This window comes from Fusicatenibacter faecihominis, assembly GCF_020686945.1.
GTDB classification, from domain to species: Bacteria; Bacillota; Clostridia; order Lachnospirales; family Lachnospiraceae; genus Limivivens; species Limivivens faecihominis.
The window spans coordinates 107,624-132,226 of sequence record NZ_JAJEPR010000006.1; the positions used below are offsets into that span (position 1 = coordinate 107,624).

At 51.7% G+C, this 24,603-nt stretch carries 19 protein-coding genes; 4 read left to right on the plus strand and 15 right to left on the minus strand.

The genetic code is table 11. The annotated features are described in order from the left end of the window. Nucleotides 1–10: 10 nt before the first annotated feature. The 4 genes from LKD71_RS05545 to LKD71_RS05560 all read right to left on the minus strand — a co-directional run bounded on the left by LKD71_RS05545 (nucleotide 11) and on the right by LKD71_RS05560 (nucleotide 4,581). Entirely contained in the window at nucleotides 11–1,405 is a 1,395-nt protein-coding gene (locus LKD71_RS05545) for an MBOAT family O-acyltransferase (RefSeq protein ID WP_227614664.1), read from the minus strand. 14 nt (nucleotides 1,406–1,419) lie between these two features. Beyond that, the gene (locus LKD71_RS05550) at nucleotides 1,420–2,079 is read right to left on the minus strand and encodes a hypothetical protein (protein ID WP_227614665.1); all 660 of its coding nucleotides are present in this window, start codon (nucleotides 2,077–2,079) and stop codon (nucleotides 1,420–1,422) included. A gap of 27 nt (nucleotides 2,080–2,106) precedes the next feature. Beyond that, nucleotides 2,107–3,015 carry a transglutaminase domain-containing protein gene (locus tag LKD71_RS05555; protein ID WP_227614666.1) on the minus strand — a complete coding sequence of 303 codons (909 nt, stop codon included), beginning with the start codon at nucleotides 3,013–3,015 and terminating at the stop codon, nucleotides 2,107–2,109. 153 nt (nucleotides 3,016–3,168) lie between these two features. Continuing rightward, entirely contained in the window at nucleotides 3,169–4,581 is a 1,413-nt protein-coding gene (locus tag LKD71_RS05560) for an amidophosphoribosyltransferase (protein WP_227614667.1), read from the minus strand. Nucleotides 4,582–4,758: 177 nt separating this feature from the next. Between LKD71_RS05560 and LKD71_RS05565 the strand changes: the two genes are divergently transcribed. Beyond that, nucleotides 4,759–5,592, plus strand: coding sequence for a putative manganese transporter (locus LKD71_RS05565; protein WP_227614668.1), 834 nt, complete (start codon nucleotides 4,759–4,761; stop codon nucleotides 5,590–5,592). Between the two features lie 49 nt (nucleotides 5,593–5,641). Here LKD71_RS05565 and LKD71_RS05570 read toward each other — a convergent pair whose 3' ends face one another. Continuing rightward, nucleotides 5,642–6,499 carry a class I SAM-dependent methyltransferase gene (locus LKD71_RS05570; RefSeq protein ID WP_227614669.1) on the minus strand — a complete coding sequence of 286 codons (858 nt, stop codon included), beginning with the start codon at nucleotides 6,497–6,499 and terminating at the stop codon, nucleotides 5,642–5,644. 17 nt (nucleotides 6,500–6,516) lie between these two features. After that, on the minus strand, nucleotides 6,517–7,362 hold the full coding sequence (locus LKD71_RS05575) for a GNAT family N-acetyltransferase (RefSeq protein WP_331466391.1): 846 nt from the start codon (nucleotides 7,360–7,362) through the stop codon (nucleotides 6,517–6,519). Between the two features lie 261 nt (nucleotides 7,363–7,623). Here LKD71_RS05575 and proC point away from each other — a divergent pair, with 261 nt between their 5' ends. Together proC and LKD71_RS05585 are read left to right on the plus strand one after the other, a co-directional pair. After that, nucleotides 7,624–8,418 (plus strand): pyrroline-5-carboxylate reductase, encoded by a 795-nt coding sequence (proC, locus tag LKD71_RS05580; protein ID WP_178045402.1) that lies wholly within the window; start codon nucleotides 7,624–7,626, stop codon nucleotides 8,416–8,418. A 19-nt stretch (nucleotides 8,419–8,437) separates the two neighbouring features. Then, complete coding sequence (locus LKD71_RS05585) at nucleotides 8,438–9,814, plus strand: aminopeptidase (protein WP_227614670.1); 1,377 nt, start codon at nucleotides 8,438–8,440, stop codon at nucleotides 9,812–9,814. A 59-nt stretch (nucleotides 9,815–9,873) separates the two neighbouring features. Here the strand turns inward: LKD71_RS05585 and LKD71_RS05590 are convergent, their stop codons facing one another. Continuing rightward, nucleotides 9,874–10,257, minus strand: coding sequence for a BlaI/MecI/CopY family transcriptional regulator (locus LKD71_RS05590; protein ID WP_227614671.1), 384 nt, complete (start codon nucleotides 10,255–10,257; stop codon nucleotides 9,874–9,876). A 267-nt stretch (nucleotides 10,258–10,524) separates the two neighbouring features. On the opposite strand from LKD71_RS05590, the gene LKD71_RS05595 reads away from it, so the two are divergent. Continuing rightward, the gene (locus LKD71_RS05595) at nucleotides 10,525–11,832 is read left to right on the plus strand and encodes an MATE family efflux transporter (protein ID WP_227614697.1); all 1,308 of its coding nucleotides are present in this window, start codon (nucleotides 10,525–10,527) and stop codon (nucleotides 11,830–11,832) included. A 94-nt stretch (nucleotides 11,833–11,926) separates the two neighbouring features. On the opposite strand, the gene LKD71_RS05600 is transcribed toward LKD71_RS05595, so the two are convergent. The 8 genes from LKD71_RS05600 to rpoC all read right to left on the minus strand — a co-directional run bounded on the left by LKD71_RS05600 (nucleotide 11,927) and on the right by rpoC (nucleotide 24,566). Beyond that, the gene (locus LKD71_RS05600; protein WP_178047009.1) at nucleotides 11,927–12,619 is read right to left on the minus strand and encodes a P-II family nitrogen regulator; all 693 of its coding nucleotides are present in this window, start codon (nucleotides 12,617–12,619) and stop codon (nucleotides 11,927–11,929) included. A 15-nt stretch (nucleotides 12,620–12,634) separates the two neighbouring features. After that, a complete protein-coding gene (locus tag LKD71_RS05605; RefSeq protein WP_227614672.1) occupies nucleotides 12,635–14,164 on the minus strand; it encodes a DUF1538 domain-containing protein in 1,530 nt (509 codons plus the stop codon). Nucleotides 14,165–14,217: 53 nt separating this feature from the next. Continuing rightward, nucleotides 14,218–14,565, minus strand: a complete 348-nt coding sequence (locus LKD71_RS05610) for a hypothetical protein (RefSeq protein WP_227614699.1) — start codon at nucleotides 14,563–14,565, stop codon at nucleotides 14,218–14,220. A 23-nt stretch (nucleotides 14,566–14,588) separates the two neighbouring features. Next, on the minus strand, nucleotides 14,589–17,033 hold the full coding sequence (locus tag LKD71_RS05615; protein ID WP_227614673.1) for a beta-mannosidase: 2,445 nt from the start codon (nucleotides 17,031–17,033) through the stop codon (nucleotides 14,589–14,591). Between the two features lie 117 nt (nucleotides 17,034–17,150). Then, nucleotides 17,151–17,933, minus strand: coding sequence for an SGNH/GDSL hydrolase family protein (locus tag LKD71_RS05620; RefSeq protein WP_178047006.1), 783 nt, complete (start codon nucleotides 17,931–17,933; stop codon nucleotides 17,151–17,153). 76 nt (nucleotides 17,934–18,009) lie between these two features. Continuing rightward, nucleotides 18,010–19,344, minus strand: a complete 1,335-nt coding sequence (locus LKD71_RS05625) for a citrate/2-methylcitrate synthase (RefSeq protein WP_227614674.1) — start codon at nucleotides 19,342–19,344, stop codon at nucleotides 18,010–18,012. Beyond that, nucleotides 19,337–20,632 carry a transglutaminase domain-containing protein gene (locus LKD71_RS05630; RefSeq protein WP_227614675.1) on the minus strand — a complete coding sequence of 432 codons (1,296 nt, stop codon included), beginning with the start codon at nucleotides 20,630–20,632 and terminating at the stop codon, nucleotides 19,337–19,339. Before LKD71_RS05630 ends, LKD71_RS05625 begins: the two co-directional genes overlap by 8 nt. A 196-nt stretch (nucleotides 20,633–20,828) precedes the next feature. After that, nucleotides 20,829–24,566: a DNA-directed RNA polymerase subunit beta' gene (gene rpoC, locus LKD71_RS05635; protein ID WP_227614676.1), complete on the minus strand. Its 3,738-nt coding sequence runs from the start codon at nucleotides 24,564–24,566 to the stop codon at nucleotides 20,829–20,831. Between the last annotated feature and the right edge of the window lie 37 nt (nucleotides 24,567–24,603).

Sequence of the window (24,603 nt, forward strand, 5' to 3'; positions counted from 1 at the left end):
TCTCTGCCTCCTAAAACCGAAAATAAATAAAGGGATTGTAAGTGCCGCTGGCAAGACTCAGCATCGAGAGAGCCAGAAGCACCAGACTGCCGATGGCTGTCACCGCCTCGTAAGCACCGGATTTTTTCACCAGGTTCTTCACCGGACAGCAGGCCACGATGCCCACTGCCAGAGTCACGAAATAAAGCGGAGTCAGTTGCTCCAGTGCCAATGACATGGCCGCGGGGTTTGCATTAAAGCCGGTAAACATCGTTTTTACCCAGGCCACTCCCTGACTCATCGTGTCCGCCCGGAAGAAAACAAAGCCGATCAGAACTACCAGCAGAGCGTAAATGTGCTGGAAAACGCTTTTTACCCTGCCGCCCTTTTCCCGGATAGCCGGAACGAACTCCTCCAGCATCAGGAAACAGCCGTGGTACAGACCCCAGAAAAGGAAGGTCACGTTGGCTCCGTGCCAGATACCGGTGCAGAGGAAGACGATAAATTTGTTGATAACCGTCCGCACTTTGCCCTTCCGGTTGCCGCCCAACGGAATGTAGAGGTATTCCTGGAACCAGCCCGAGAGGGACATATGCCATCTGCGCCAGAATTCCCGGATGCTTCCGGAAATATAGGGATAATTAAAGTTCTCCTTAAAGTGGAAGCCAAACATCTCTCCGAGGCCAATGGCCATATCGCTGTAGCCGCTGAAATCAAAGTAAATCTGCAGCATATAGGAGATGGCTCCGATCCAGGCTGCCGCCGCGTTAAGCCCCGAGATATCCGCTGCAAAAAGCGTGTCTGCCACGAGGCCGACGGTGTTGGAAATCAGCACCTTTTTGGAGAGACCGGCAATAAAACGGCGAATTCCGTTCATGACGCCGTCCACCGTCTGAGTCCGATTCTCGATCTCCTGGGCGATATCGTGGTATTTCACGATGGGGCCGGCGATGAGCTGCGGGAAGAAGGAAATGTAGAGAAGCACTTTTCCGAAATTCTTCTGGGGCTCAGTCACGCCCCGGTAAACGTCGATGACGTAGGACATGGCCTGGAAGGTGAAAAAGGAAATTCCGATGGGAAGCCGGATGGCCGGCACCGGAACCGCCGTGCCAAAAATGGCGTTGAAGGACTCTGCCAGGAAGCCGGTGTATTTAAAGAGCACCAGCACACCCAGATTCAGAATCACGTTGATGGTCATGACCGCTTTTTTCCCGGAGGGCTTTTTCTCAATGAGAAGGGCCGAGAGGTAATTGACAAAAGCGGAGGCGATCATCAGAAGTACATAGACCGGTTCTCCATAGGCATAAAACACCAGGCTTGCCAGAAGGAGCATCCAGTTCTTTGCCCGGATTCCCGGAAGAATCAGGTGAAGCAGGAAAACCACGGGCAGAAAGATACACAAAAATACCATGGAACTGAAAACCATTGCTTCTGTACTCCTTATTTCGCGATGAGGCCGAAGAAGATTTCGCTTCCGTCCGTATTCTCATGAGCGGAGATCTGGAAATTCTTGTAGGTGTAAACGATATCGTAGCCGTCACCGTAGCAGCCTTCCAGTCTCTGCACCTTCAGAGGTTTCAGGCCGATGTTCTTAAGAATCCTTTTTAAGGTGGCGGTACTCTCTCCGTATTTGCAGGCAGCCCGGAGCTTTGCGCTGATGCTGGTGTTGAGCTTGCCGGTCTGGGAAGAAAATACATAGAAGCGGTTGTTGACCACATAGGTGCCTTTCAGCATCGCGCCCACCCGGTCAAAGCCGTAGTAAGCACCGCTGATTCTTTTTACTGCGGGAACTAATGCGCCATACTGTCTGGTTCCGGCGTAGGCGGCTCCGGTGGGTCCAAAGTAGGCTTTATAGGTTTTTCCGTACCATTTTACCCATCTCCATCTATTTTTCAGCTTCACGCCGTTCACATAGTAATAGAATTTTCCGCTCTCATATTTGAAGCCTTTTTTCCTGGCTGCGTTCTGGAGCGTGTTTTCACTGGAAGCGACTGCTTTTGCAGCGGTATTGTCCGCCGGAGCTGCTGCTCCTGCTGCCACCGGCGCCTGAAGAGCCAACGTGCAGGCGAGAAGAGCTGTCATTGCTTTGTTATTTCTCATATCTCAGATTCCTTTCTTCTCTTAAACTCAGATTTTGACTTCCACATAGGTGGGATTTCCAGTGCCGTTAGCTCCTTTGTAGAGCTTGCCGACCATGGAGCTGCGTTTCTGTTTGTAGAAGGATTTGCCCTTGGCGGCAGGATTTTTAATTCCCTGCGGGTTATTTTTTGCGGCCATAGCAAGATTTGGATCAAATGTATACCAGGTCTTGCCAATCTGCACCTCGCACCAGGCATGTGGTTGAGTCTCATTAGATTTTTCTTTGAAAACATTCGTGCTTCCCATGCCGATTCTCACTGGAAGCCCGGTCACACGTTTCACCAGATAAGCATAAGTAGCTGCAAAGCTGTAACAGTTTCCAGCATATTTTCCTTGATCCGTTCGCACCGTAAGCATTTTCCCTGCATAGGAAATATCCCAGCCTTTCTGTGATGCTGTAGGAAACTCTTCCCGGCGATATGCACAAGAATTTCTCATATAATTATAAATCTTCAACATTGCCGTATTACTTCCAGTTTTATAAGTAATACGCAGTTTCCTGATAAGGCTGTCAGCAGCTGTGATGAGCGTCTTATCTGCGCTCTTCGTGTACTTCGCCTGCATCACTCCTCTGACATTGAAATAATAGGTCTTGTATCCGGTCCTTTCCTTAATGGTATACCAGCCTGTCTTGGCTGCTCCGTCTGCTCCCAGATAATACTTCTTTCCGCTCACTCTTACCCAGCGGTTTTTCAGCATGGTTCCATTGCTGTAGTAATAATATTTACCACCCTTAGGTACCAGCCCGGTGGTCTTTTTGGCTGTAGCCGTAGAAAGGCTCTCTGCTGCTGCCGTGGTCTCCGGCTCCTCTGCCGCCTGGGCCAGGATACCGCTTCCCTGAGGCACGGTTAAAACTGCTGCCATAAGAAGTGCTGCCATTCTCTTGCTGTTGTTCATAGAATACTCTCTCCTCTCATATTACTCCGGCAGACTGCTGTCTGCACATTCTTTTTTATTATACCATTTTCTTTCATGGCAGTTCAACCAAAAATAGCGATAAAAAACCGGCCCATGAAATTATATATCCATGAACCGGTTCTCTTACTGTTTTTATTCTCTTCCGTCCCAGCAATAGGTACAGAGTTTGCATTTGGGAAGTCCGATGGACTCCACCAGGTCGTCCAGACGATGGAAACGAAGGGAAGTGAAATTCAGTCTCTTGCGGATCTCCTCCACCATCTCCGCGTAATTCTGGCTGTCGGGATCTGCATAATTCTGAAGCACCTCGTCACTTGGGTTGGCTCCCTCTCTCTCCTGAATGATCCGTCTCGTGATCAGATCCAGCTCTGAGGAAGAACGGGAGAAATTCAGGAATTTACAGCCGTATACCAGCGGCGGGCAGGCTGGACGGATATGTACTTCCTTGGCTCCGCTGTGGTAGAGGAACTCGGTGGTTTCCCGAAGCTGGGTTCCGCGGACGATGGAATCATCGATGAGAAGCAGCTTTTTGTCCCGGATCAGGCCGTCCACGGGAATCAGTTTCATCTTCGCGATGAGGTTTCTCTGGCTCTGGGTCGTCGGCATGAAGGAGCGGGGCCAGGTCGGTGTGTATTTGATAAAAGGACGGGCAAAAGGAATGCCGGACTCGTTGGCATAACCGACGGCATGGGCAATACCGGAATCCGGAACGCCGGCCACACTGTCGGGATGCACGTTGTCCTTATCCCGTCTGGCCAGCATGCGGCCGCAGGCATAACGCATCTCCTCTACGTTTACCCCTTCATAGGTGGATGTGGGATAGCCATAGTAAACCCACAGGAAGGAACAGATCTTCATCTCTTCACCCGGCTCGCTGACGGTCTCGACGCCTTCCGGAGTCATGTAGACGATCTCCGCAGGCCCCAGGTCCTTCAGATGATCATATCCCAGGTTCAGATAAGCGAAGCTCTCAAAGGAAGCACAGTAGGCTCCTTCTTTTTTGCCCAGGATCACCGGCGTACGGCCCAGACGGTCTCTGGAACAGTAAACTCCTTTGTCCGTCATGACCAGAACAGTCATGGAACCGTTTATCATCTCCTGAACAAACTTCAGGCCTTCCACGATCGATTCTTTCTGATTGATCAGCGCTGCCACGATCTCTGTCTGATTGATATTTCCGTTGCTCATCTCCAAAAAATGGCTGAAACCTTTTTCAAAACATTCCTGCATCAGTTCCTCGGCATTGTTAATCTTGCCGACGCAGGTAATTGCGAAGCTTCCCAGATGGGAATGTACCAGAAGAGGCTGGGGATCAAAGTCTGAAATGCAGCCGATTCCGATGTTTCCATCCAGTTCTTCCACATCCCGCTCAAATTTCGTACGGAAAGGGGAATTCTGAATGTTGTGGATTGCCCGGTTGAAGCCTTCCGGTCCGTGAACCGCCATACCGGCTCTTCTCGTACCCAGGTGTGAATGATAGTCAGTTCCGAAAAACAGGTCAAGTACACAATTTTCTTTTGAAGCTACTGCAAAAAATCCACCCATGATCAAATCTCCTTTGTCTGTCTTGGTGTGAAACACTATAAAAACTCTTTAAGGATAGCAATAAACCATTGAAAAATCAATCCATTTTTTTCAAAAAGTCTTTGCATTTCAATAGGAATTCCATTACAATAGGGAACGATGCTAAAAATGACAGCTTTAACAGAAAGGATGATCTGCATGCTAGACGTTTTACTCGACGCAGTTCTTGATTCTCTGAAAACCCTGCCCTTCCTTTTCGGCGCTTTCCTTCTGATGGAAGCCGCAGAAAAGCATTATGGAAAACATATGGACACGATCCTGAAAAAATCCAAATGGGGCGGCCCTCTGGCCGGGTCCATTCTCGGCTGTATCCCACAGTGCGGTTTTTCCGTCATCGCCTCCAACCTCTACGCCGGAGGTCTGATCACACTCGGAACCCTTCTTTCCGTCTATCTCTCCACCTCGGACGAGGCCATCATTCTTCTGCTGGCCGATTCCAGCCGGGGAAACGATATCCTGAAGCTCATGGTCACGAAGGTCATCATCGGTATCATCGCCGGTTATCTCGTGGATCTGATCTTCTTCAAACAGCGCCAGGGACGGAATATGGATCAGATCTGTTCCGACTGCCACTGTGAGGAAGAAACCAGTATCCTGAAACCGGCCCTCCATCACACCGTTCACCTCTTCGTCTGGCTTCTGGCTCTGACCCTGATCCTGAACGTCGTCATGGAAGTTGCCGGCGCAGACCGGATCTCCGCCTGGCTTCTGGGAGACACAGTGTTCCAGCCGGTTCTGGCCGCTCTCATCGGCCTGATCCCCAACTGTGCGGCCTCCGTAATCCTGACCCAGCTTTACTTAAGCGGAGCCATCAGCTTCGCCTCCGTCGTGGCCGGGCTCTGTACCGGCGCAGGCGCGGGCCTTCTCGTGCTTTTCAAAATGAATAAGGACAGAAAAGAAAATTTAAAGGTGCTCGGCCTTCTCTATGTGATCGCCGTCATCGCAGGAATTGTTCTCGAACTCTTCGCCTGAAAAAAAGGCTGCCTCTCCATGATCGTGGAAAGGCAGTTTTTTTATCTTTTTATTTTTCCCAGCGTCCGGAGGCTCCGCAGGGCAACACCAGACCGGTCTTTGTCACCGGCAGGCCGATTTCCTGGGAATCCACATGGCCGCCGAAACGTTTCAGCTCCGTGGAGAGCATGTAGGTCAGCACCGCGGGAGCCAGCCCTGTGGTGTAGGAATTGACCAGGAAGAACAGCGGGGCGTCGCTGAGGATCTGGGTGCAGAGTTTGATGAAATCGTAGATGGAATCCTCGATCTTCCAGATCTCGCCTTTCGGTCCTCTTCCGTAGGAGGGCGGGTCCATGATGATGCCGTCGTAGTGATTTCCGCGGCGGATCTCCCGCTCCACGAATTTCATGCAGTCATCCACCAGCCAGCGGATGGGCGCCGCCTCAAGGCCGGAGGACTTCGCATTCTCTTTTGCCCAGTTTACCATACCCTTGGAGGCGTCCACATGAGTCACAGCCGCTCCGGCTGCCGCTGCCGCCAGCGTCGCTCCGCCGGTGTAGGCGAAAAGGTTCAGCACCTTCACCGGACGGCCGGCGTTTTTGATTTTATCGGAGAACCAGTCCCAGTTCACCGCCTGCTCCGGGAAAAGTCCCGTATGTTTGAAGCTGAAAGGTTTTAGGTTGAAGCGGAGATCTTTATAAGCGATCTCCCACTGTTTGGGAAGATCGAAAAACTCCCACTCTCCGCCGCCCTTACTGCTTCTGTAATAATGGCCGTTCATTTTCCGCCAGCCCGGAAGGTCCTTCGGCGTATTCCAGATGACCTGGGGGTCCGGCCGCACCAGGAGATAATCTCCCCAGCGCTCCAGTTTTTCCCCGCCTGAGGTATCCAGCACTTCATAATCTTTCCACTGATCCGCAATCCACATATCTTTATCCTTTCTCTTTAACTGATCTCATTCTGTGTCCCAGTGACGTTTTTTGCCCGGAACCAGTAAGTATAGAAATCTTCATAGCCTAATGTTGTATACAGATGTTTCGCGTGAACATTTCCCTTCACCACCTGAAGGTAGGCATGCTCTGCGCCTTTCTTTTTCGCCTCAGAGAGAATCGAGCTGCAGATACAACGGCCCAGTCCTTTTCTCCGGCAGCTGGCGTCCACATAAATCGCATAAAGTCCCACATGGCCACGGTCCAGAATGCCCAGTCCCACAGCCACCGTCCGGCCATCAATCTCCACGCTGGCCACAATGGTCTCCTTCGGAATCGCCTTAAACATAGAAGGAACGATCCGGCGAAGCGTCGGATTGGAGGTGCCGTTTAAACGGAACAGAGAGTTGATCCACTCCTCGGTGATCCGGTCCCGGAGCTGCACGATCGTCTCGTCAGGGTAATAAATCGAAGACGGCAGCCCGGAATTCCTTCCATAATATTCATACTCCACAGAAAGAGGCTCATAGGCGTTGAGCTTCTTAAGGTCCATCGTCATCACTTCCGTGGTGTGCTGGATCTCATAGCCTCTCTCTTCCAGCATCCGGTCAAAGGCAGGATCCAGAAGAGGACTGATCTTGAAAATGGCCGGCGTATGGTAGTTGGCATACATGGCCTCGCAGTAGGCCACCTTTTCCTCCACAGGAATGGAAGAAGCCCCTACCTGCTGCACGCTGTTGGTCCGGTGTGTATAATTATGAGAAAACCGTATGAGCCAGCCGTCGTAGAGCTCGATCTTGTGAGACGGCCAGGCATTCAGTGAGATCTCCTCGATGAGTTTCATATATGCTTCACGATTCACGCTGCGTTCCTTCTTTCTTTCGGAAATGTTATCTCAAAAGCCTTATCGTGCAGGCACGAACGGCTCTTGAAGCTTTGAACCTTAGTATCTTAGTATAATGTAAAAATCCTCGAGAATCAATATAAAACTTGACCTTCTCCCCTTATTTTGGTACAGTGAATACAGCGTGCCGGCAAGAGCTCTTTGCTTCTCTTCCGGCGCACGCGTGATACAGAAAGTCTGCCGCTCTGCGGCGCTGCATTGACAAGGAGGCCTGATACTATGCGGTTAGGTTTTATTGGCTGTGGAAATATGGGAGGCGCCATGGTCAGCGGGATTCTGAAAAAGCAGCTTCTCGCCAGTGAAGATATGATCGCTTCCGCTCTCCATGAAGAATCCAGAAAGGCTCTGCGGGAAAAATTCGGAATTACAGTCACCTCAGACAACTCTGAGGTCGCTGCCTTCTCCGATATTCTTATTCTGGCGGTGAAGCCCCAGTTCTACGCGGAAGTCATCCATGAAATCCGGGAAATTGTCCAGCCGGATACCCTGGTGGTATCCATTGCTCCGGGCAAGACCCATCAGTGGCTTGAGGAACAGTTCGGCCGCCCGGTGAAAACCGTCCGGTGCATGCCAAACACCCCGGCCATGATCGGTGCAGGAATCACCGGCGTTGCTCCGGGAGAACAGGTCACGGAAAAAGAGACCGCGCAGCTTCTCCGTCTTCTCTCCGCTCTGGGAGAAACAGAAATCGTTCCGGAACGCCTCATGGACGTGGTGGGTTCCGTCAGCGGCTGCTCTCCCGCCTATGTCTTCATGTTCATTGAAGCCATGGCAGATGCGGCGGTGGCCGACGGCATGCCGAGAGCCCAGGCTTATCATTTTGCAGCCCAGGCTGTCCTTGGCAGCGCGGAAATGGTGCTCAAAACCGGCAGACATCCCGGTGAACTCAAAGATATGGTATGCTCCCCGGGCGGTACCACCATCGAGGGCTTATCCGTTCTGGAGGAAAAAGGCATGCGAAGCGCCGTCATCGACGCGCTCCGGGCCTGCACCAGAAAAAGCAAAGGAATCTAATAAGGAGGAACTTTTCAAAATGGAAAGAAAAATCGCATGGGAAAAATATTCCCAGGAAGAGATGGACAAAGTATTTACATTTGCAGAAGATTACCGTCAGTTCTTAAGCCACGGCAAAACCGAGCGTGAGTGTGTAAAAATAGCAGTGGCTGAGGCAAAGGCTCACGGCTACGAAGACCTGAATGACGTCATCGCAGCCGGCAAGACCCTGAAGGCCGGCGACAAAGTTTACTCTGTCTGCATGGGCAAAACCCTTGCCATGTTCCAGATCGGTGAGGAACCCCTGGAAAATGGTATGAACATCGTTGGAGCCCACATCGACTCCCCGCGTATCGACCTGAAACAGAATCCGCTCTATGAGGATAACGACATGGCTATGTTCGATACCCACTACTACGGCGGAATTAAGAAATATCAGTGGGTAGCTCTTCCGCTGGCTCTCTACGGCGTTGTTGCGAAAAAAGACGGCACAACCGTAGATATCGCTATCGGTGACGACCACGGCGATCCGGTATTCGGAATCTCCGATCTGCTTCCTCATCTGGCCCGTGAGCAGATGGCAAAAACAGCTGCCAAAATCATCGAGGGTGAGGATCTGAACCTGCTGATCGGCAGCATCCCTGTAAAGGGTGAGGAGAAAGAGGCGGTTAAGAAAAACATCCTGGCTATCCTGAAAGAAAAATATGACATCGAAGAGGACGATTTCATCTCCGCAGAACTCGAGGTTGTTCCCGCAGGTGCTGCAAGAGACTACGGCTTCGACCGCAGCATGATCATGGGCTACGGCCACGACGACCGCGTTTGCGCTTACCCGTCCTACAAGGCAATGTTCGAGCTTGGAAGCGTAAAACGTACCGCTGTCTGCCTGCTTGTTGATAAAGAGGAAATCGGAAGCGTCGGCGCTACCGGAATGACCTCCTTCTACTTCGAGAACACCGTTGCCGAAGTCATCAATGCCTGCGGCGATTACAGCGATATCAAAGTAAGAAGAGCCCTCAATAACTCCCGTATGCTCTCCTCCGATGTCAGCGCGGGCTTCGATCCCAACTATCCCTCCGTTATGGAGAAAAACAACTCCGCATTCCTTGGCAAGGGACTGACCTTCAACAAATACACCGGTTCCGGCGGAAAGAGCGGTTCCAACGATGCCAACGCCGAGTACGTTGCCCTGGTTCGCAAAATCATGGACGACGCTGACGTGACCTGGCAGACCGCAGAGCTCGGTAAAGTCGATGTAGGAGGCGGCGGAACCATCGCTTACCTTATGGCAAAATACGGCATGAACGTGATCGACAGCGGCGTTCCCGTACTGAGCATGCACGCTCCCTGGGAGATCATCAGCAAAGCCGACCTCTACGAGGCCCTGAAAGGCTATATTGCTTTCCTGAACGCTTAATGCCATAACAAAAAGACCTTCGTTCCTTACGTTCTGTAAGGCGAAGGTCTTTTTTTGAATTACTTTTTTAATTCCTGTAGAACTTCTTCTACACAAGCCACGGTGTCTTCTGCCTGGCAGACATTTTTCACCAGCTCATTGATGGTTTCAGCCAGTGCAGCTTTGTCGATTCCGACGGAGGCTGCCAGCTTTGCAGCATATGCGGCTCTTGAGACACAGTAACAGAAGCTTCTGGCGTACTGTTTATTATACTGAACGGTACCGCAGACTTCCACCATTCCTTTTTTCTTGATGGAACGCAGCATGTTCAGAATATATTCCTGATTCCAACCGTGATCTTTGCTCAGTTCGGTCAGCTCTACGCTGGTGAGCGGACGGTTTTCGACCCAGAAAATATTCATCAGATCTTCTTCGCTCGGTGTCAAAACAAATGGTTTCTTCATTTCATGTCCCTCCTGATTAGTCCACAAATCTTCCTACCCGTCCCCTATTATAAACAGTCTTTTTTCTTTTGTCCACAAAAACCTCACAACAATTCCCATATCTCTTGACTTTTTTGTCACTTCCATGGATAATAGGAATCAAAGGATCGGTGTTCTCTTCGGACACTCCTATTTTTTTTGATTTTTTCTTTCTACAGATGAAAAGGAGGTTATTTTTTGGACAAACAACATGAAAATCCCCTGGGCGTGGAACCGATCAACCATCTGATGGCCCGCTTCGCCATTCCCAGTATCATCGCCATGCTCGTGAGCGCCCTCTACAATATGGTAGACCAGTTCTTCATCGGCCACAGCGTCGGCATGCAGGGAAACGCTGCCACCAACGTCGCTTTCCCCCTGACCATCACCTGCACCGCGGTCTCCCTGCTCTTCGGCATCGGCGGCGCGGCCAACTTCAATCTTTCCATGGGCCGGAAAAAGCCCGAGGAGGCAAAGCACTTTATCGGAAATGCCATTTTCCTCATGCTCTCTTTCGGAATCACTCTCTGCCTTCTGGTCTTCCTTTTTCTGGACCCGCTTCTGAAGCTTTTCGGAGCCACATCAGATATCCTGACTTACTCCCGGACCTACACTTCCATCACGGCCTTCGGTTTCCCCTTTGTAATCCTGGCCACCGGCGGTTCCAACCTGGTCCGGGCCGATGGAAGCCCTAATTTTTCCATGGCCTGCACCCTCATCGGCTGCCTCATCAATCTGGTTCTGGATCCGCTCTTTATCTTTGTCTTCCATATGGGAATGGCAGGAGCGGCCTGGGCCACAATCATCGGTCAGATCATCTCGGCTTCCATGGTAATCTGGTACCTGACCCGCTTTAAGACCGTGAAGCTTACCTTAAAAGAACTCCGTCCCAGAGCCTTCGCCTGCCGCCGGATTCTTTCCCTTGGAATGGCACCCTTCCTGAATCAGCTGGCTATCATGATCGTACAGGTGGTCATGAACAACGTCCTGGTATTCTACGGCGGCCAGTCCGTCTACGGAAGTGAGATTCCGCTGGCCTGCGCCGGTATCATCAGCAAGGTAAACATGATCTTCTTCTCCATCTCCATCGGTCTCTCCCAGGGTATGCAGCCCATCGCGAGCTTCAACTACGGGGCGGAGAATTACGGCCGTGTCCGAGAGGCCGTCATCAAGACCATGACCGCATCCACGCTGATCTGTACCGTGGCCTTCATTCTGTTCCAGCTGTTCCCCAGACAGATCACCGGCATCTTCGGTTCCGGAAGCGAGGAATATTTCATCTTCGCCAGCCGGTATTTCCGGATTTTCCTGTTCTTCACCTTCCTGAACGGCATCCAGCCCGTGGCCGGAAACTTCTTCACCGCCATCGGCAAACCGGTTTACGGAATCTTCATCTCCCTGACGAGACAGATTCTCTTCCTGCTGCCGCTGATCCTGATTCTTCCGCAGTTCTTCGGCATCGACGGTGTCCTCTATTCTGCTCCCATCGCAGACTTCATGGCTGCCGTCCTGGCCTTCTTCCTTACTTTCAGGCAGTTAAACAAACTGGGAAAATGATCGCCCTTAAAAAATCCCACATGCAGAGTTTTTTCGTTCCCTGCATGCGGGATTTCTTTGTATACACGCTTTATACCGTGTATACAAGACCGTTTTAAGCTTCTTCCAGCATCTCATTCATGAGGTACATTCCTGCGATATCCGTCACCGGCAGGGAAAATACCACCGCCCGAGCCTTTGTCTGAAGGCCGGCATGATCCATGATAGAGCGCATAATCTCATTCTTTTTCTCCTGACGGGCCACGATGAGAACCATCTCTTTTTCCGCCACCAGGCTGACTCCCAGGAATTTCTCCGCTTTGTCCGTGCCGGTCCCCTTGGCGTGAATAATGGTGCCACCGGCCGCATGAACCTTTCTCGCCGCATCCATGACCAGCTCCGTGTATCCCTGATTGGTGATCGCCACCAAAAGCTCATATTTCGTTTCCTTCAAGGCACTTTCCTCCCCTTTGACAAATTCCTGTCCCTCAGTAAAAAACTCCAGTGTCTTTCTGCCTCCCACGCTGCTGAAGGGAATCAGAAACACGATGCCGGAACCCGGAAGATCGATGCGGAACTGCCGCTTCAGAGCGGGCAGGAACCGCTCATAATTTTTCCCTGTAACCGTATGAAACAGAAGGCTTCGCTCTCTTCCGCCCAGGCCGAAGAAATCCCGGATCTCGCTGGAGGCTGTTCCGTGGCCGAGGGTCGTAAGGGAAACCTCAAGCCCCTGTTCCCGGTAAAAATTCAGAAATTTCTTTTCCAGCTTTCTGTCTGTGATCGTCACCATCAGATATAAAGTATCCATTCCTCACCTCCGTCGTTACAGTTCAATGATTGCGTCGTCTTCGAGATACTCAAGGCCGTTTCCGGTCGTGCTGGATACAGGATTCTTCTGCTTCTTGAGCCTGTATACAAGACCCAGGATCTGGATTGTGATAAGCGGTGTCATGGCTACCATGGCCACCACACCAAAGGCATCCGTCACCATATTTCCGCCCACTGCCATGCAGGCTCCCTGGGCAAAAGGAAGCAGGAAGGTCGCCGTCATCGGACCGGAGGCCACTCCGCCGGAGTCAAAGGCGATCGCCGTAAAGATTTTCGGCACAAAGAAGGAAAGGCCGATGGCAATGCCGTAACCCGGAACCAGGAAATAAAGAATCGGAAGGCCGGTGAGGACGCGCACCATAGAGAGGGCCACAGAGGCCGCCACGCCAAGGGAAAGGCTGATTCCCATGGCTTTCGCCGGGATCGCGCCGTCGGTGATCTCCTCCACCTGATGGTTCAGCACATAGACTGCAGGCTCCGCTTTTACAATGAAATAGCCCATGAGAGCTCCCACAGGAACGATAAGCCAGTTGGCCGAAAGGCCCGCCATGGCCTGACCGAGATACCGGCCTGCCGGCATAAAGCCCATGTTGGCTCCCGTCATGAAAAGTACCAGCCCGACGTATGTATACACCATACCAATGCCGATCCGCTTCAGTTCTTTCCCCGGAAGCCGCTCAGAAAAGAGCTGAAAGAGACCGAAGGCAAGCACAATCGGAAGGAGGGAAATCATCATCTCCTTTAAGTATACAGGAAAGCCTCCCAGAAACTGCTTTGCCAGCTCCATGGAATCCTCGATGTTTTTCATGGCCTCCAGCTCATAGTTTCCCTCTGCCGGATGGTAGATCATGCCGAGGACCATCACCGCAAGAATCGGACCGATGGAGCAAAGACCGACGAGACCGAAGCTGTCGTCAGCCGCATGCCGGTCGTTTCGCACTGCTGAGATACCGATACCCAGAGCCATAATAAAAGGTACCGTCATCGGTCCCGTCGTCACGCCGCCGGAGTCAAAGGCCACCGCCCGGAAGCCCTCCGGCACCAGAAAGGCCAGAAAAAAGACCAGGGCGTAAAAGCCCACCAGCATCACCGGAAGGGCGATACCAAAGAGCATTCGCAAAATCGCGATCGCCAGGAAAACGCCGACTCCCGCCGCCACAAAGAGGATCAGCACCTCATTTGGCACCGAGGGCACCAACTCCGCCAGAACCTGAAGATCCGGCTCCGAGACTGTGATGATCACTCCCAGGAGGAAAGCCAGCACCAGAACGACCCAGAGCTTCCGGCTTTTTGTCATAGCCGGGCCCACCCGTTCACCGATGGGCGACATGGCCATCTCCGCTCCCAGATTAAAGAACATCATTCCTACCGTCAGAAGCACCGCTCCGGCAAGGAAGCAGAGCAGGATTCCCGAGGGCACCGGCACCAGCGCAAAGCACAGCACCAGGACAATCCCCGCAATCGGCAGCACCGCCGCCGTTGATTCTCTCAGTTTCTCCAGAAGTTTTTCTGTATACTCTCTCAAACCATCCCTCCGTTTCTTGTTGTTTTACAGAACTTATCCGTTCTGCGTGTTTTTCAGTCTCGCATCGTGCTCTCCAGCACCGCCATATCCAGCGGTTTGGAGATATTGGCGTTCATTCCCGCGCAAGGCTGTTGTTCACATCCTCCACAAAGGCATTGGCCGTCATGGCAATGATCGGGATTTCCCTGCCCAGCTCGTTCTCTCCGCTTCGGATCAGCCGCGCTGCTCCAGATCCGATTGACTTCTTTTTCCAGATCCTTGAAGAAAAACGGCCGGGAAAGCTTTCCGCTGACATCGGTCTGTCTCCAGCGGTTCTCATCTTTCGATAAGAACAGGAGCTTTAAAGGTTCCATCTTCGCATCTTCTTCCTGATCTATGGTAAGATCCAGGCAGATACGCACGCAGCTTCTTTAAAACGTTATGCTTACCGGATATCGTAGACGCTCCGGATCTTTAAGCCTTCCGTATTTCCGGAAAGCACACGGATCTTCCGTGTGCCGGGCTGCATATCGAAGTAATTGTCCTCCAGCAGCAGCCGGTCTTCCTCATTTTTGATTTCCACGCTTCTCGCGTAAGCGTCAGAGGTGACGATAAGGTACTCTCCCTCTGTCTTCACAGTCAGCTGCGGATTGCGGAAATGAAAATGCTTCGGTGCACAGAAGAGAACACTGCCGTAAGACACGGTCTCTCCCTTTTCCAGAAGCTCATAGGAAACGTATTCCTCGTGAATATCTGCCTCCGGAAACTCATTCTTCCCGATCCAGACGGAGGAAAGGGCCGGAACGGTCAGCTCCTCGCGGCCTTCTTTTTCCACGGTTCCGTCTGCCCGGCAGAGTCTCCAGATCACCTGAACCTCTTTTTCTTCCATGGTCTCGTTGACCACACAGAAGGTTGCTGATTTTTTCAGCTCGAAGGGTTCTGCATTGACGTTCGTATTCTGGCTTAAGATACCCTCCTCCTGGCAGGAGATCATGAGGGGGGCAAAGAAACGTTTCGCATAATACTGGACGGCTTTCCAGCGGCCTTCATAGTCGATCATGGCCCAGCTTGCCACCGGCCAGCAGTCGTTGAGCTGCCAGATCACGGTTCCCATGCAGCGGCCCCGGTTTCTCCGGAAATGCTCCACGCCGTAGCGCATGGCCTCTGCCTGAAGAAGCTGGGACGCATAGAGAAGGGTGTCAAAATCGTTGGGATAGAGGAAGGTCTGGCCCAGGTAGTTCATGATCTTTCCGTTTGCAGACTGATTTCTCTGGTGTTTCTCCATGACATAGGAGAAAATGTTCCGGTCCCCGGGCTCGGTGAAGGTCTCGACGGTCTTTAAGGACGGGAAGGACTGGAAACCAAACTCGGAGAGATAGCGGAAATAGAATTTCCGGAACTCTGTGATCGGCTTGTTTCCATGCCATACATCCCAGTAATGAACATCACCGCGGTTCTCATCATTGGGTGCATCGAAACCGCCGCCTGAGGAGGGGCTGGCGGGCCAGTAGAAGGTATCGGGATCGTAGACCTCCAGCACCTTCGGAATGATGTACTCGTACATTTTGAAGTAATCGCTGAGCTGGGAGGGCTTCTTGCACCAGCCCGCGGTATCGCCTGCGATAAACATCTCCATCTCGTTGTTTCCGCACCAGAGGCCCAGAGATGCGTGATGACGGATACGCTTCACATTGTCGATGAACTCCTGGGTGATGGTCGCTTCAAATTCTTTCGTGAGATCATAGGAACAGCAGGCAAACATGAAGTCCTGCCATACGATCAGACCAAGCTCATCGCAGATATCATAGAAGAAATCGTCGGGATAATAGCCGCCACCCCAGACACGGATGCAGTTGAAATGGCAGTCCCGGGCATCGGTGAGAAGCTGACGGGTCCGTTCCGGCGTCACTCTCGGAAGCACGTTGTCCTCAGGGATATAGTCGGCTCCCATGGCAAAGATCCGGACGCCGTTGACCTCATGGCAGAAGCACTCGCCCCACTGGTCTTTTTCCCGTGCCACGGTCATGGTCCGAAGACCGATCCGTTTCTCCCAGACATCCAGGATCTTTTCCCCGTCCAGAAGCTCGATCTTCACGCCGTAAAGATTCTGTTTTCCGTAGCCATTCGGCCACCAGAGCTCGGGCTTCTCCACATGAATGGAGGCCGGGCTGTTCCCGTAAACCTCGCTCTTTCCCTCCGGTGTAGTCAGGGTCACGCGGTAAGCAAAGGGCTCCGGGCTCTCCGTTACCGTCTCTGTCCCCACAAAAAGGGCTAAATCTACCTGTCCATCCACATGTTTCTGAGAAATCCGCACATTATCAAATCTGGCCTTCGTGATACCGAGAAGCTTCACCTCACGAAAGATTCCTGCATCCGGAAGGCGGGGACCCCAGTCCCAGCCGAACATGCAGTGGGCTTTCCGGAGTCTGGAGCAGCCCTTCATCGCATCGGAGCAGTCCACGGAAAGAGGATCTTTTTCGTAGGAATCATAAATATAGTTCACCGGAGACCGAAGAATCACGCGAAGCTCGTTTCCCTCGGCTTTCAGAAGCTCCTTCACATCAAACTCCCACTCCCGGTGCATGTTTTCCGTGTCGCCGAGATGGGTTCCATTGAGATAAATTTCTCCCAGCGTGTCGATGCCGTCAAAGTGAAGCACCGTACGGTCTGCCTCCCGAAGCGCTTCTTCCGCATCAAAGGTGGTGGCAAACTCAAAATCCTGCTTCATCAGGTTCAGCGCTTTTTCCTCGTTGTCCCTGTAAAACGGATCTTCCATCTTCCCCGCATCAAGATACGCCTGATAAACACTCCCCGGAACCTTCGCCGGAACCCAGTCATTTTCCTGGAGGCTATGCATCTTCCATCCTGTTTTTAAAGTTTTTGCTGTCATACAGGTCTTTTCCCCTCTCTTATGATTTTTCGCGTCTGCAGCGGCGCTTTTGAAAAAATCATAGCACAGCCTTTTTCAATTTACAAGAAAATCATCCTTCCTCCATCGGCACATATTTTATTTTTTGTATCCGATCATTCCTGCAAGCTTAAAATCTTCCATATGATGGCGGATCAGATAATCAATGTAAGACATAATCACATCCGCTGCCAGCTTATAACCGCAGGCCGTCATATGACCATTATGGAAAAACAGTTTTCTGAACTCTGCATCCTGAACAGGACCATACTGATTCAGGTCAATCACATAGGTATTGTCAAACAGCTTTGCCATCTCATGCAGCAGAGCCGCATGAGATGCTTTTTTCTGCTCGTTTTCATCTTCCGGATTCTCTGTATCTCTTGGCATCGTCACCAGGAAAAATTTTGCCTCCGGCTGAATCGTCTTCAAACGCTGGATAATCTTTGCATAGTCCCCCGCAAAGGTATCTTTGTTTTTCGTCCTGTCTTCCAGGCAGATATCTGCTATGGAGCCAACTTCTTCCTCTTTTCCGAAAAGATCATTATCCCCCAGCGCAATGATATAAGCCTGGCAGGCTTTCTCCGGATTCCAGAAATCATTTTCCTCTGCAAAGCTCTCATTGTACCAGCTTGCTGTCATTCCGCCCCTTGAAAAATTGTAGACCTTGCTTCCCGTGGTATAAGAAATAAACTGTCCCCAGGAATACTCATAGAGATCATAATAACTTTTTGTTCCATCCTCATTGACAATCTCATATTCTCCGGAAGAAAGGGAATCTCCCACGCAGCCGATCCGGCGGAAAATCCCGCAGAAGCCTCCGTCTTTTACCAATGTATCCAGTGGCTTTTCTTTTTCATCCGTTATCCAAAATGCTTTCATTCTTCTTCTCCTCCATACAGCCGGACATCAAACAGTCCGGCAAAATCCTGGCCCCAGATATCCTGAAGAACCACTTTTACCTCTGCTCCATCGGCACATACTCCCGCTCTTTCATGATGCTCTTATAAGCCGGTCGGATGATCTTGTCCATGTTGATGAGTTCTTCGATGCGGTGGGCACTCCAGCCCACGATTCTGGCCATGGCAAACATCGGGGTGTAGAGCTCCAGGGGGATGTCCAGCATGCTGTAGACGAAGCCGCTGTAGAAATCCACGTTGGCGCTGACGCCTTTGTAGATCTTCCGCTTCTCGCCGATAATCTGGGGAGCCAGGCGCTCAACGGCGGAATAGAGCTGATAGTCGGCTTCCCGGCCTTTTTCATGGGCAAGCTTTTCCACGAAAGTCTTAAAGATCTGGGCTCTGGGATCGGAAAGAGAATAAACCGCATGCCCCATGCCGTAGATGAGGCCGCTCCGGTCAAAGGCTTCCTTATCCACTATTTTTTCGAGGTAGGAACGGATCTCACCCTCGTCCGCCGTATCACCCACATGCTCCCGTATGTCGTTCATCATCCGAACGACCTTGATGTTGGCGCCGCCGTGCTTCGGGCCTTTCAGGGAAGAGAGAGCCGCCGCGATGACGGAATAGGTATCGGAGCCGGAGGAGGTGACCACGCGTGTCGTAAAGGTGGAGTTGTTTCCGCCGCCGTGCTCCATATGGAGGATCAGGGCCGTATCAAGAACCCTAGCCTCCAGCTCCGTATATTTCTGATCCGGACGAAGCATATAGAGGATGTTTTCTGCTGTGGAGCGGTTCGGGTCGGGGCGGTGGATGTACATGCTCCCCCCCAGATCGTAGTGATTGTAGGCATGATAACCGTAAACGGCCAGCATCGGGAAGACGCTGATGAGGCTCATGGACTGGCGGAGCACATTTTCCACCGAGTTATCGGAAACCCTGTCGTCGTAGGAGGCCAGCGTCAGCACGCTTTTCGTCATGGAGTTCATGATATCCTGGCCCGGCGCTTTCATGATGACGTCCCGGGTGAAGTTCTGCGGAAGTCTCCGAAGCTCGTTAAGCTCTTTGCAGAAGGCATCGAGTTCCTCCCGGTCCGGAAGCTCTCCCATGAGAAGAAGGTAGGCCACCTCCTCAAAGCCCCTGTCTCCGATGCCATTTACCAGATCATTGATCTCATAGCCCCGGAACCAGAGTTTTCCGTCGCAGGGAACGGACTTTCCGTCCATCACCTTGCTGGATTCGATCTTTGAGATGTTGGTCAGACCCGTGAGGACACCTTTTCCGTTGAAATCACGGAGTCCTCTCTTGACGCCGAACTCATCGAAAAGATTCCTTTCAATCTTGTCCTCCGTCATACAGCAGGCTGCTTTTTCCTTAAAATATGCATCATTCATCCGCTTCTCCTCCTTTTTCCTGATTGTTCATAAGATTCAGTTCATCCCGAAGGACGCTCTCCAGCTCCAGCATGAGCCGGTCCAGCTCTCTCGCCTTCTCTCTGCCGAAACGGTCAATGACATGCTCGTAAAAGCGCACTGTGATATCCTGCTGTTCTTCCAGCTTTTTCTTTCCGTAATCCGTCAGGGCCACATAGGAAGCGCCGAGCCGTTCGTCGCTCTCCCAGCGAATGTAGCCTTCCTCCTCAAGTTTTGTAAAGATCGGGGAAAGTCTTGCCGCCGGAACATTGAGCCACTGGGAAATGTCCTTCACATAGAGACGGTTTTCTGCCCCTTCCAGGGCGGAACGATCTTTCAAGACAGAGAGAATCGTAAACTCCAGGCTGTTCATGACACGGTTCAGGCGGTCCAGAGGGATGCTCTGGAAGGAACTGTTCCGGACGGCCATTTTTCTCGCCAGCCAGTGAATGTTTCCGGACTCCGGCATCAGGGCGTACTCTTTTTTCTCGGCGGGAGCCGCTTCCACGGAAACCTCCATGGTTCTGCCCGTCTCTCCAGCGCTGCCACTCACGAGAAGACTGCACTCTTTCGCGTCCCGCCCCTGGCAGAACACTACATAACTCTCCGTCACAGGAATGCCAAACTCCGGATCCATGCCGTAGAAGATCCCGTCCTCTCCCTGGACTTCCACCCAGGAGTGGAGGCTTGTCTTCCCCGGAAGGATACCCGTCACATATCTCGCCGTGATTCCGTCCATATGGCAGAGGGCCAGCATGATCTGGGCAAAATCGCGGTTGCTTCCGTAGCCACGGCCGGCCACCTGATCTGCAGTCAGAAGACCTTCTTTTTCCGCCTCTTCTCTTTTTTTCAGTTTCCGTTTCACAAAACCGGCAATCCAGAGCGCACGGTCCCGTACCTCGCCCTCCGGCAGATTCAGCTCTCCGTACCACTCACCGAGATTCTGCCCCACCTCCGTGTAGGGGGATGAGATCCGGTAAAGCATCTCATGATTTTCCGGCTTCCGGTTATATTTCTGGACCTGAACGGTGCCCTCTGCTTCATAGGAAAACTCTCTGTGAGGCTTTGCCATGTAGCCCAGAACATACTGATTTTTTGCATCGTCCATCCGTTTTTTGACCATACAGTCCTCCGGCAGGATCTCTTCCTTCAGTTCTGTGATTCTCTGGGTCTCATCGATTCTCGGCAGGCACTTCAGCTGGAAATATTCATCTGCCACCGGCTTTTCGTACTGTATCTTTATCTTCAGTTTATATGCAATCCACTCCATTTCCACCGTTCCTCTCTTTCGTCCATTTTCCGATTTTTAATTATTATACTCATAAAAAATTTTCTTGCAATAGAAGTTATGGTAATTTTAGAAACTACCCAAAGATTTAAGCGGTGGCTCTTGTACGCAAAAAAGCCGCCGGAAGCGGCCCTCTCGGGTCAGCCTCTCGGCGGCAGCTTTTGTATTTTCAGTTGGATTACTCTTCAGTCTTCTCCTCAGTTTCTGCAGTCTCTTCTGCATCGTCCTCGGAAAGGTCATCTGCAGCTTCCTCTGCTTCGGAAGTTTCTGCCTCCTCTGCAGTCTCCTCTGCTTCATCCTGAATGTCATCCTCGTAGAGATCGTCGTCATCCAGCAGCAGATCATCATCGTCGTCGTATTCCTCGACCTCGGTGTTAATCTTGATGTTGCGGTAACGCTTCATACCGGTACCAGCCGGAATCAGTTTACCAATGATAACGTTCTCTTTCAGACCGATCAGCGGGTCGATCTTACCCTTGATGGCAGCTTCGGTCAGAACCTTGGTGGTCTCCTGGAAGGAAGCGGCGGACATGAAGGAGTTGGTAGCCAGGGATGCCTTGGTGATACCAAGCATAACCTGTTTTCCTTCTGCCGGCTCTTTGCCTTCTTTGATCATAGCCTCGTTGACATCCTCGAACTCCAGAGAGTCTACCAGGGTACCCGGCAGGAACTCGGTGTCTCCGTTGTTCTCGATACGGATCTTCTTCAGCATCTGGCGAACCAGAACCTCGATATGCTTATCACTGATTTCTACACCCTGCAGACGGTATACACGCTGTACCTCACGGAGCATGTAATCCTGAACGGCACGAACGCCTTTAATTCTCAGGATATCATGGGGATTCACGCTACCTTCGGTCAGCTCATCACCGGCCTCCAGAACAGCGCCGTCCATGATCTTGATACGGGAACCGTAGGGGATCAGGTAAGTCTTGGAATCACCGTCTTCCGGATTGGTAACGATGATCTCACGTTTCTTCTTGGTATCTTTGATGGTGGCCACACCGGCGATCTCCGTGATGATAGCAAGTCCTTTCGGCTTACGGGCCTCGAAAAGCTCCTCGACACGGGGAAGACCCTGTGTGATATCTCCACCTGCCACACCACCGGTATGGAAGGTACGCATGGTCAGCTGGGTACCCGGCTCACCGATGGACTGTGCAGCGATGATTCCGACAGCCTCACCAACCTGTACCGGCTCACCGGTAGCCATGTTGGAACCGTAACATTTTGCACAGATACCGATATGGGAACGACAGGTCAGGATGGTACGGATTTTCACCTGCTCCAGGGGATTTCCGTTCTCATCTACGCCTTCCTTCATGATTCTTGCAGCTCTCTTCGGAGTAATCATGTGGTTGGCTTTTACCAGAACCTCACCGTCTTTGTTGCAGATAGTTTCGCAGGAGAAACGGCCTGTGATACGCTCCTGCAGGTTCTCGATCTCCTCTTTTCCGTCGGTGAAGGACTTCACATACATACCCGGAATCTCATCACGGTCTACAGCACAGTCCATCTCGCGGATGATCAGATCCTGAGATACATCAACCATTCGTCTGGTCAGGTAACCGGAGTCTGCGGTACGAAGAGCGGTATCGGACAGACCTTTACGGGCTCCATGTGCAGACATGAAGTATTCCAGTACGTCAAGACCTTCACGGAAGTTTGATTTGATAGGCAGCTCGATGGTGTGACCGGTTGTATCGGCCATCAGTCCTCGCATACCTGCCAGCTGTTTGATCTGTTTATCGGAACCACGCGCTCCGGAGTCAGCCATCATGAAGATGTTGTTATATTTATCAAGACCGCTCAACAGAGCTTTGGTCAGCTTGTCATCGGTATTCTTCCAGGTCTCAACAACCTCTTTGTAACGCTCTTCCTCGGTGATCAGACCACGTTTGAAGTTGCGGGTGATGCGGTCCACGGTATCCTGGGCCTCTTTGATCATCTGCGGCTTCTGAGGCGGCACGGTCATATCGGAAATGGATACGGTCATTGCTGCTCTGGTGGAATATTTGTAACCCATGGCTTTGATGTTATCCAGCACCTCAGCGGTCTTGGTTGCTCCGTGGGTGTTGATAACTTTCTCAAGGATCTGTTTCAGCTGTTTCTTACCTACATGGAAGTCAACCTCGAGCTTCATGGCATTTTCCGGAATGGAACGATCTACAAAGCCCAGATCCTGCGGCAGAATCTCGTTGAAGATGAAACGGCCGAGAGTAGACTCAACAGTTCCCTGCTGGATGGTTCCGTCAGCCATCTTCTTCTGCATACGAACTTTGATTCTGGTCTGGAAGGTCAGGATCTTGTTCTCATATGCGAGAATTGCCTCGTTGATGCTCTTGAAGTATTTCCCCTCACCGATGGAACCCGGTCTCTCCTGAGTCAGATAGTAGATACCAAGGACCATATCCTGAGAAGGAACGGCTACGGGGCCACCATCAGACGGTTTCAGCAGGTTGTTCGGGGAAAGCAGCATGAAACGGCACTCGGCCTGAGCCTCTACAGACAGCGGCAGATGGACAGCCATCTGGTCTCCGTCGAAGTCGGCATTGAATGCGGTACACACAAGGGGATGCAGCTTAATAGCACGACCCTCTACCAGGATCGGCTCGAAAGCCTGAATACCCAGACGGTGAAGTGTAGGAGCACGGTTCAGCATTACCGGATGCTCTTTGATGACGTCCTCAAGGACATCCCATACCTCCGGCTGAAGGCGCTCTACCATCTTCTTGGCATTTTTGATATTGTGAGAAGTACCGTTGGCAACCAGCTCTTTCATTACGAAGGGTTTGAACAGCTCGATGGCCATCTCTTTGGGCAGACCACACTGATAAATCTTCAGCTCCGGTCCTACGACGATAACGGAACGTCCGGAATAGTCTACACGTTTACCCAGAAGGTTCTGACGGAAACGTCCGGATTTACCTTTCAGCATATCGGAAAGAGATTTCAGCGCACGGTTACCCGGTCCTGTTACCGGACGGCCGCGGCGGCCATTATCGATCAGGGCGTCTACAGCCTCCTGGAGCATACGTTTCTCGTTGCGGACGATGATTTCCGGAGCGTGCAGCTCGAGCAGACGTTTCAGACGGTTGTTTCTGTTGATGATTCTGCGGTACAGATCATTCAGGTCGGAAGTAGCAAAACGGCCTCCGTCCAGCTGCACCATGGGTCGAAGATCAGGCGGGATCACGGGGATCACGGTCATGACCATCCACTCGGGTTTGTTTCCGGACTCGCGGAATGCCTCCACAACCTCCAGACGTTTGATGATTCTTGCTCTCTTCTGACCGGTGGACTCCTTCAGGCCTTTTTTCAGCTCCTCGGATTCCTTCTCCATGTCGATGGCTTCCAGAAGCTCTTTGACAGCCTCTGCACCCATACCTACACGGAAACGGTCGCCCCATTTATCATAGGCTTCCTGGTACTCTCTCTCGGTGAGGACCTGTTTGTAAGCCAGATCGGTGTCACCTTTGTCGAGAACGATATAGTTTGCAAAATACAGAACCTTCTCCAGTGTTCTCGGAGACAGATCCAGCATCAGACCCATACGGCTCGGGATACCCTTGAAATACCAGATATGGGAAACCGGAGCAGCCAGTTCGATATGGCCCATACGCTCACGACGCACACTGGCCTTGGTAACTTCAACGCCGCAACGGTCGCAGACTACGCCTTTGTAACGGATCTTCTTGTACTTACCGCAGTGGCACTCCCAGTCCTTGCTGGGTCCGAAGATACGCTCGCAGAACAGACCGTCACGCTCGGGTTTCAGAGTTCTGTAGTTGATGGTTTCCGGCTTGAGCACCTCCCCGTGGGACCATTCTCTGATCTTTTCCGGGGATGCCAGGCCGATTTTGATTGCGTCAAATGTAATCGGCTGATAACCGTCATTTTTAACTGATTCAGGCATGTATGGTTCTCCCTTCTCTATACTACCTCTTACGATT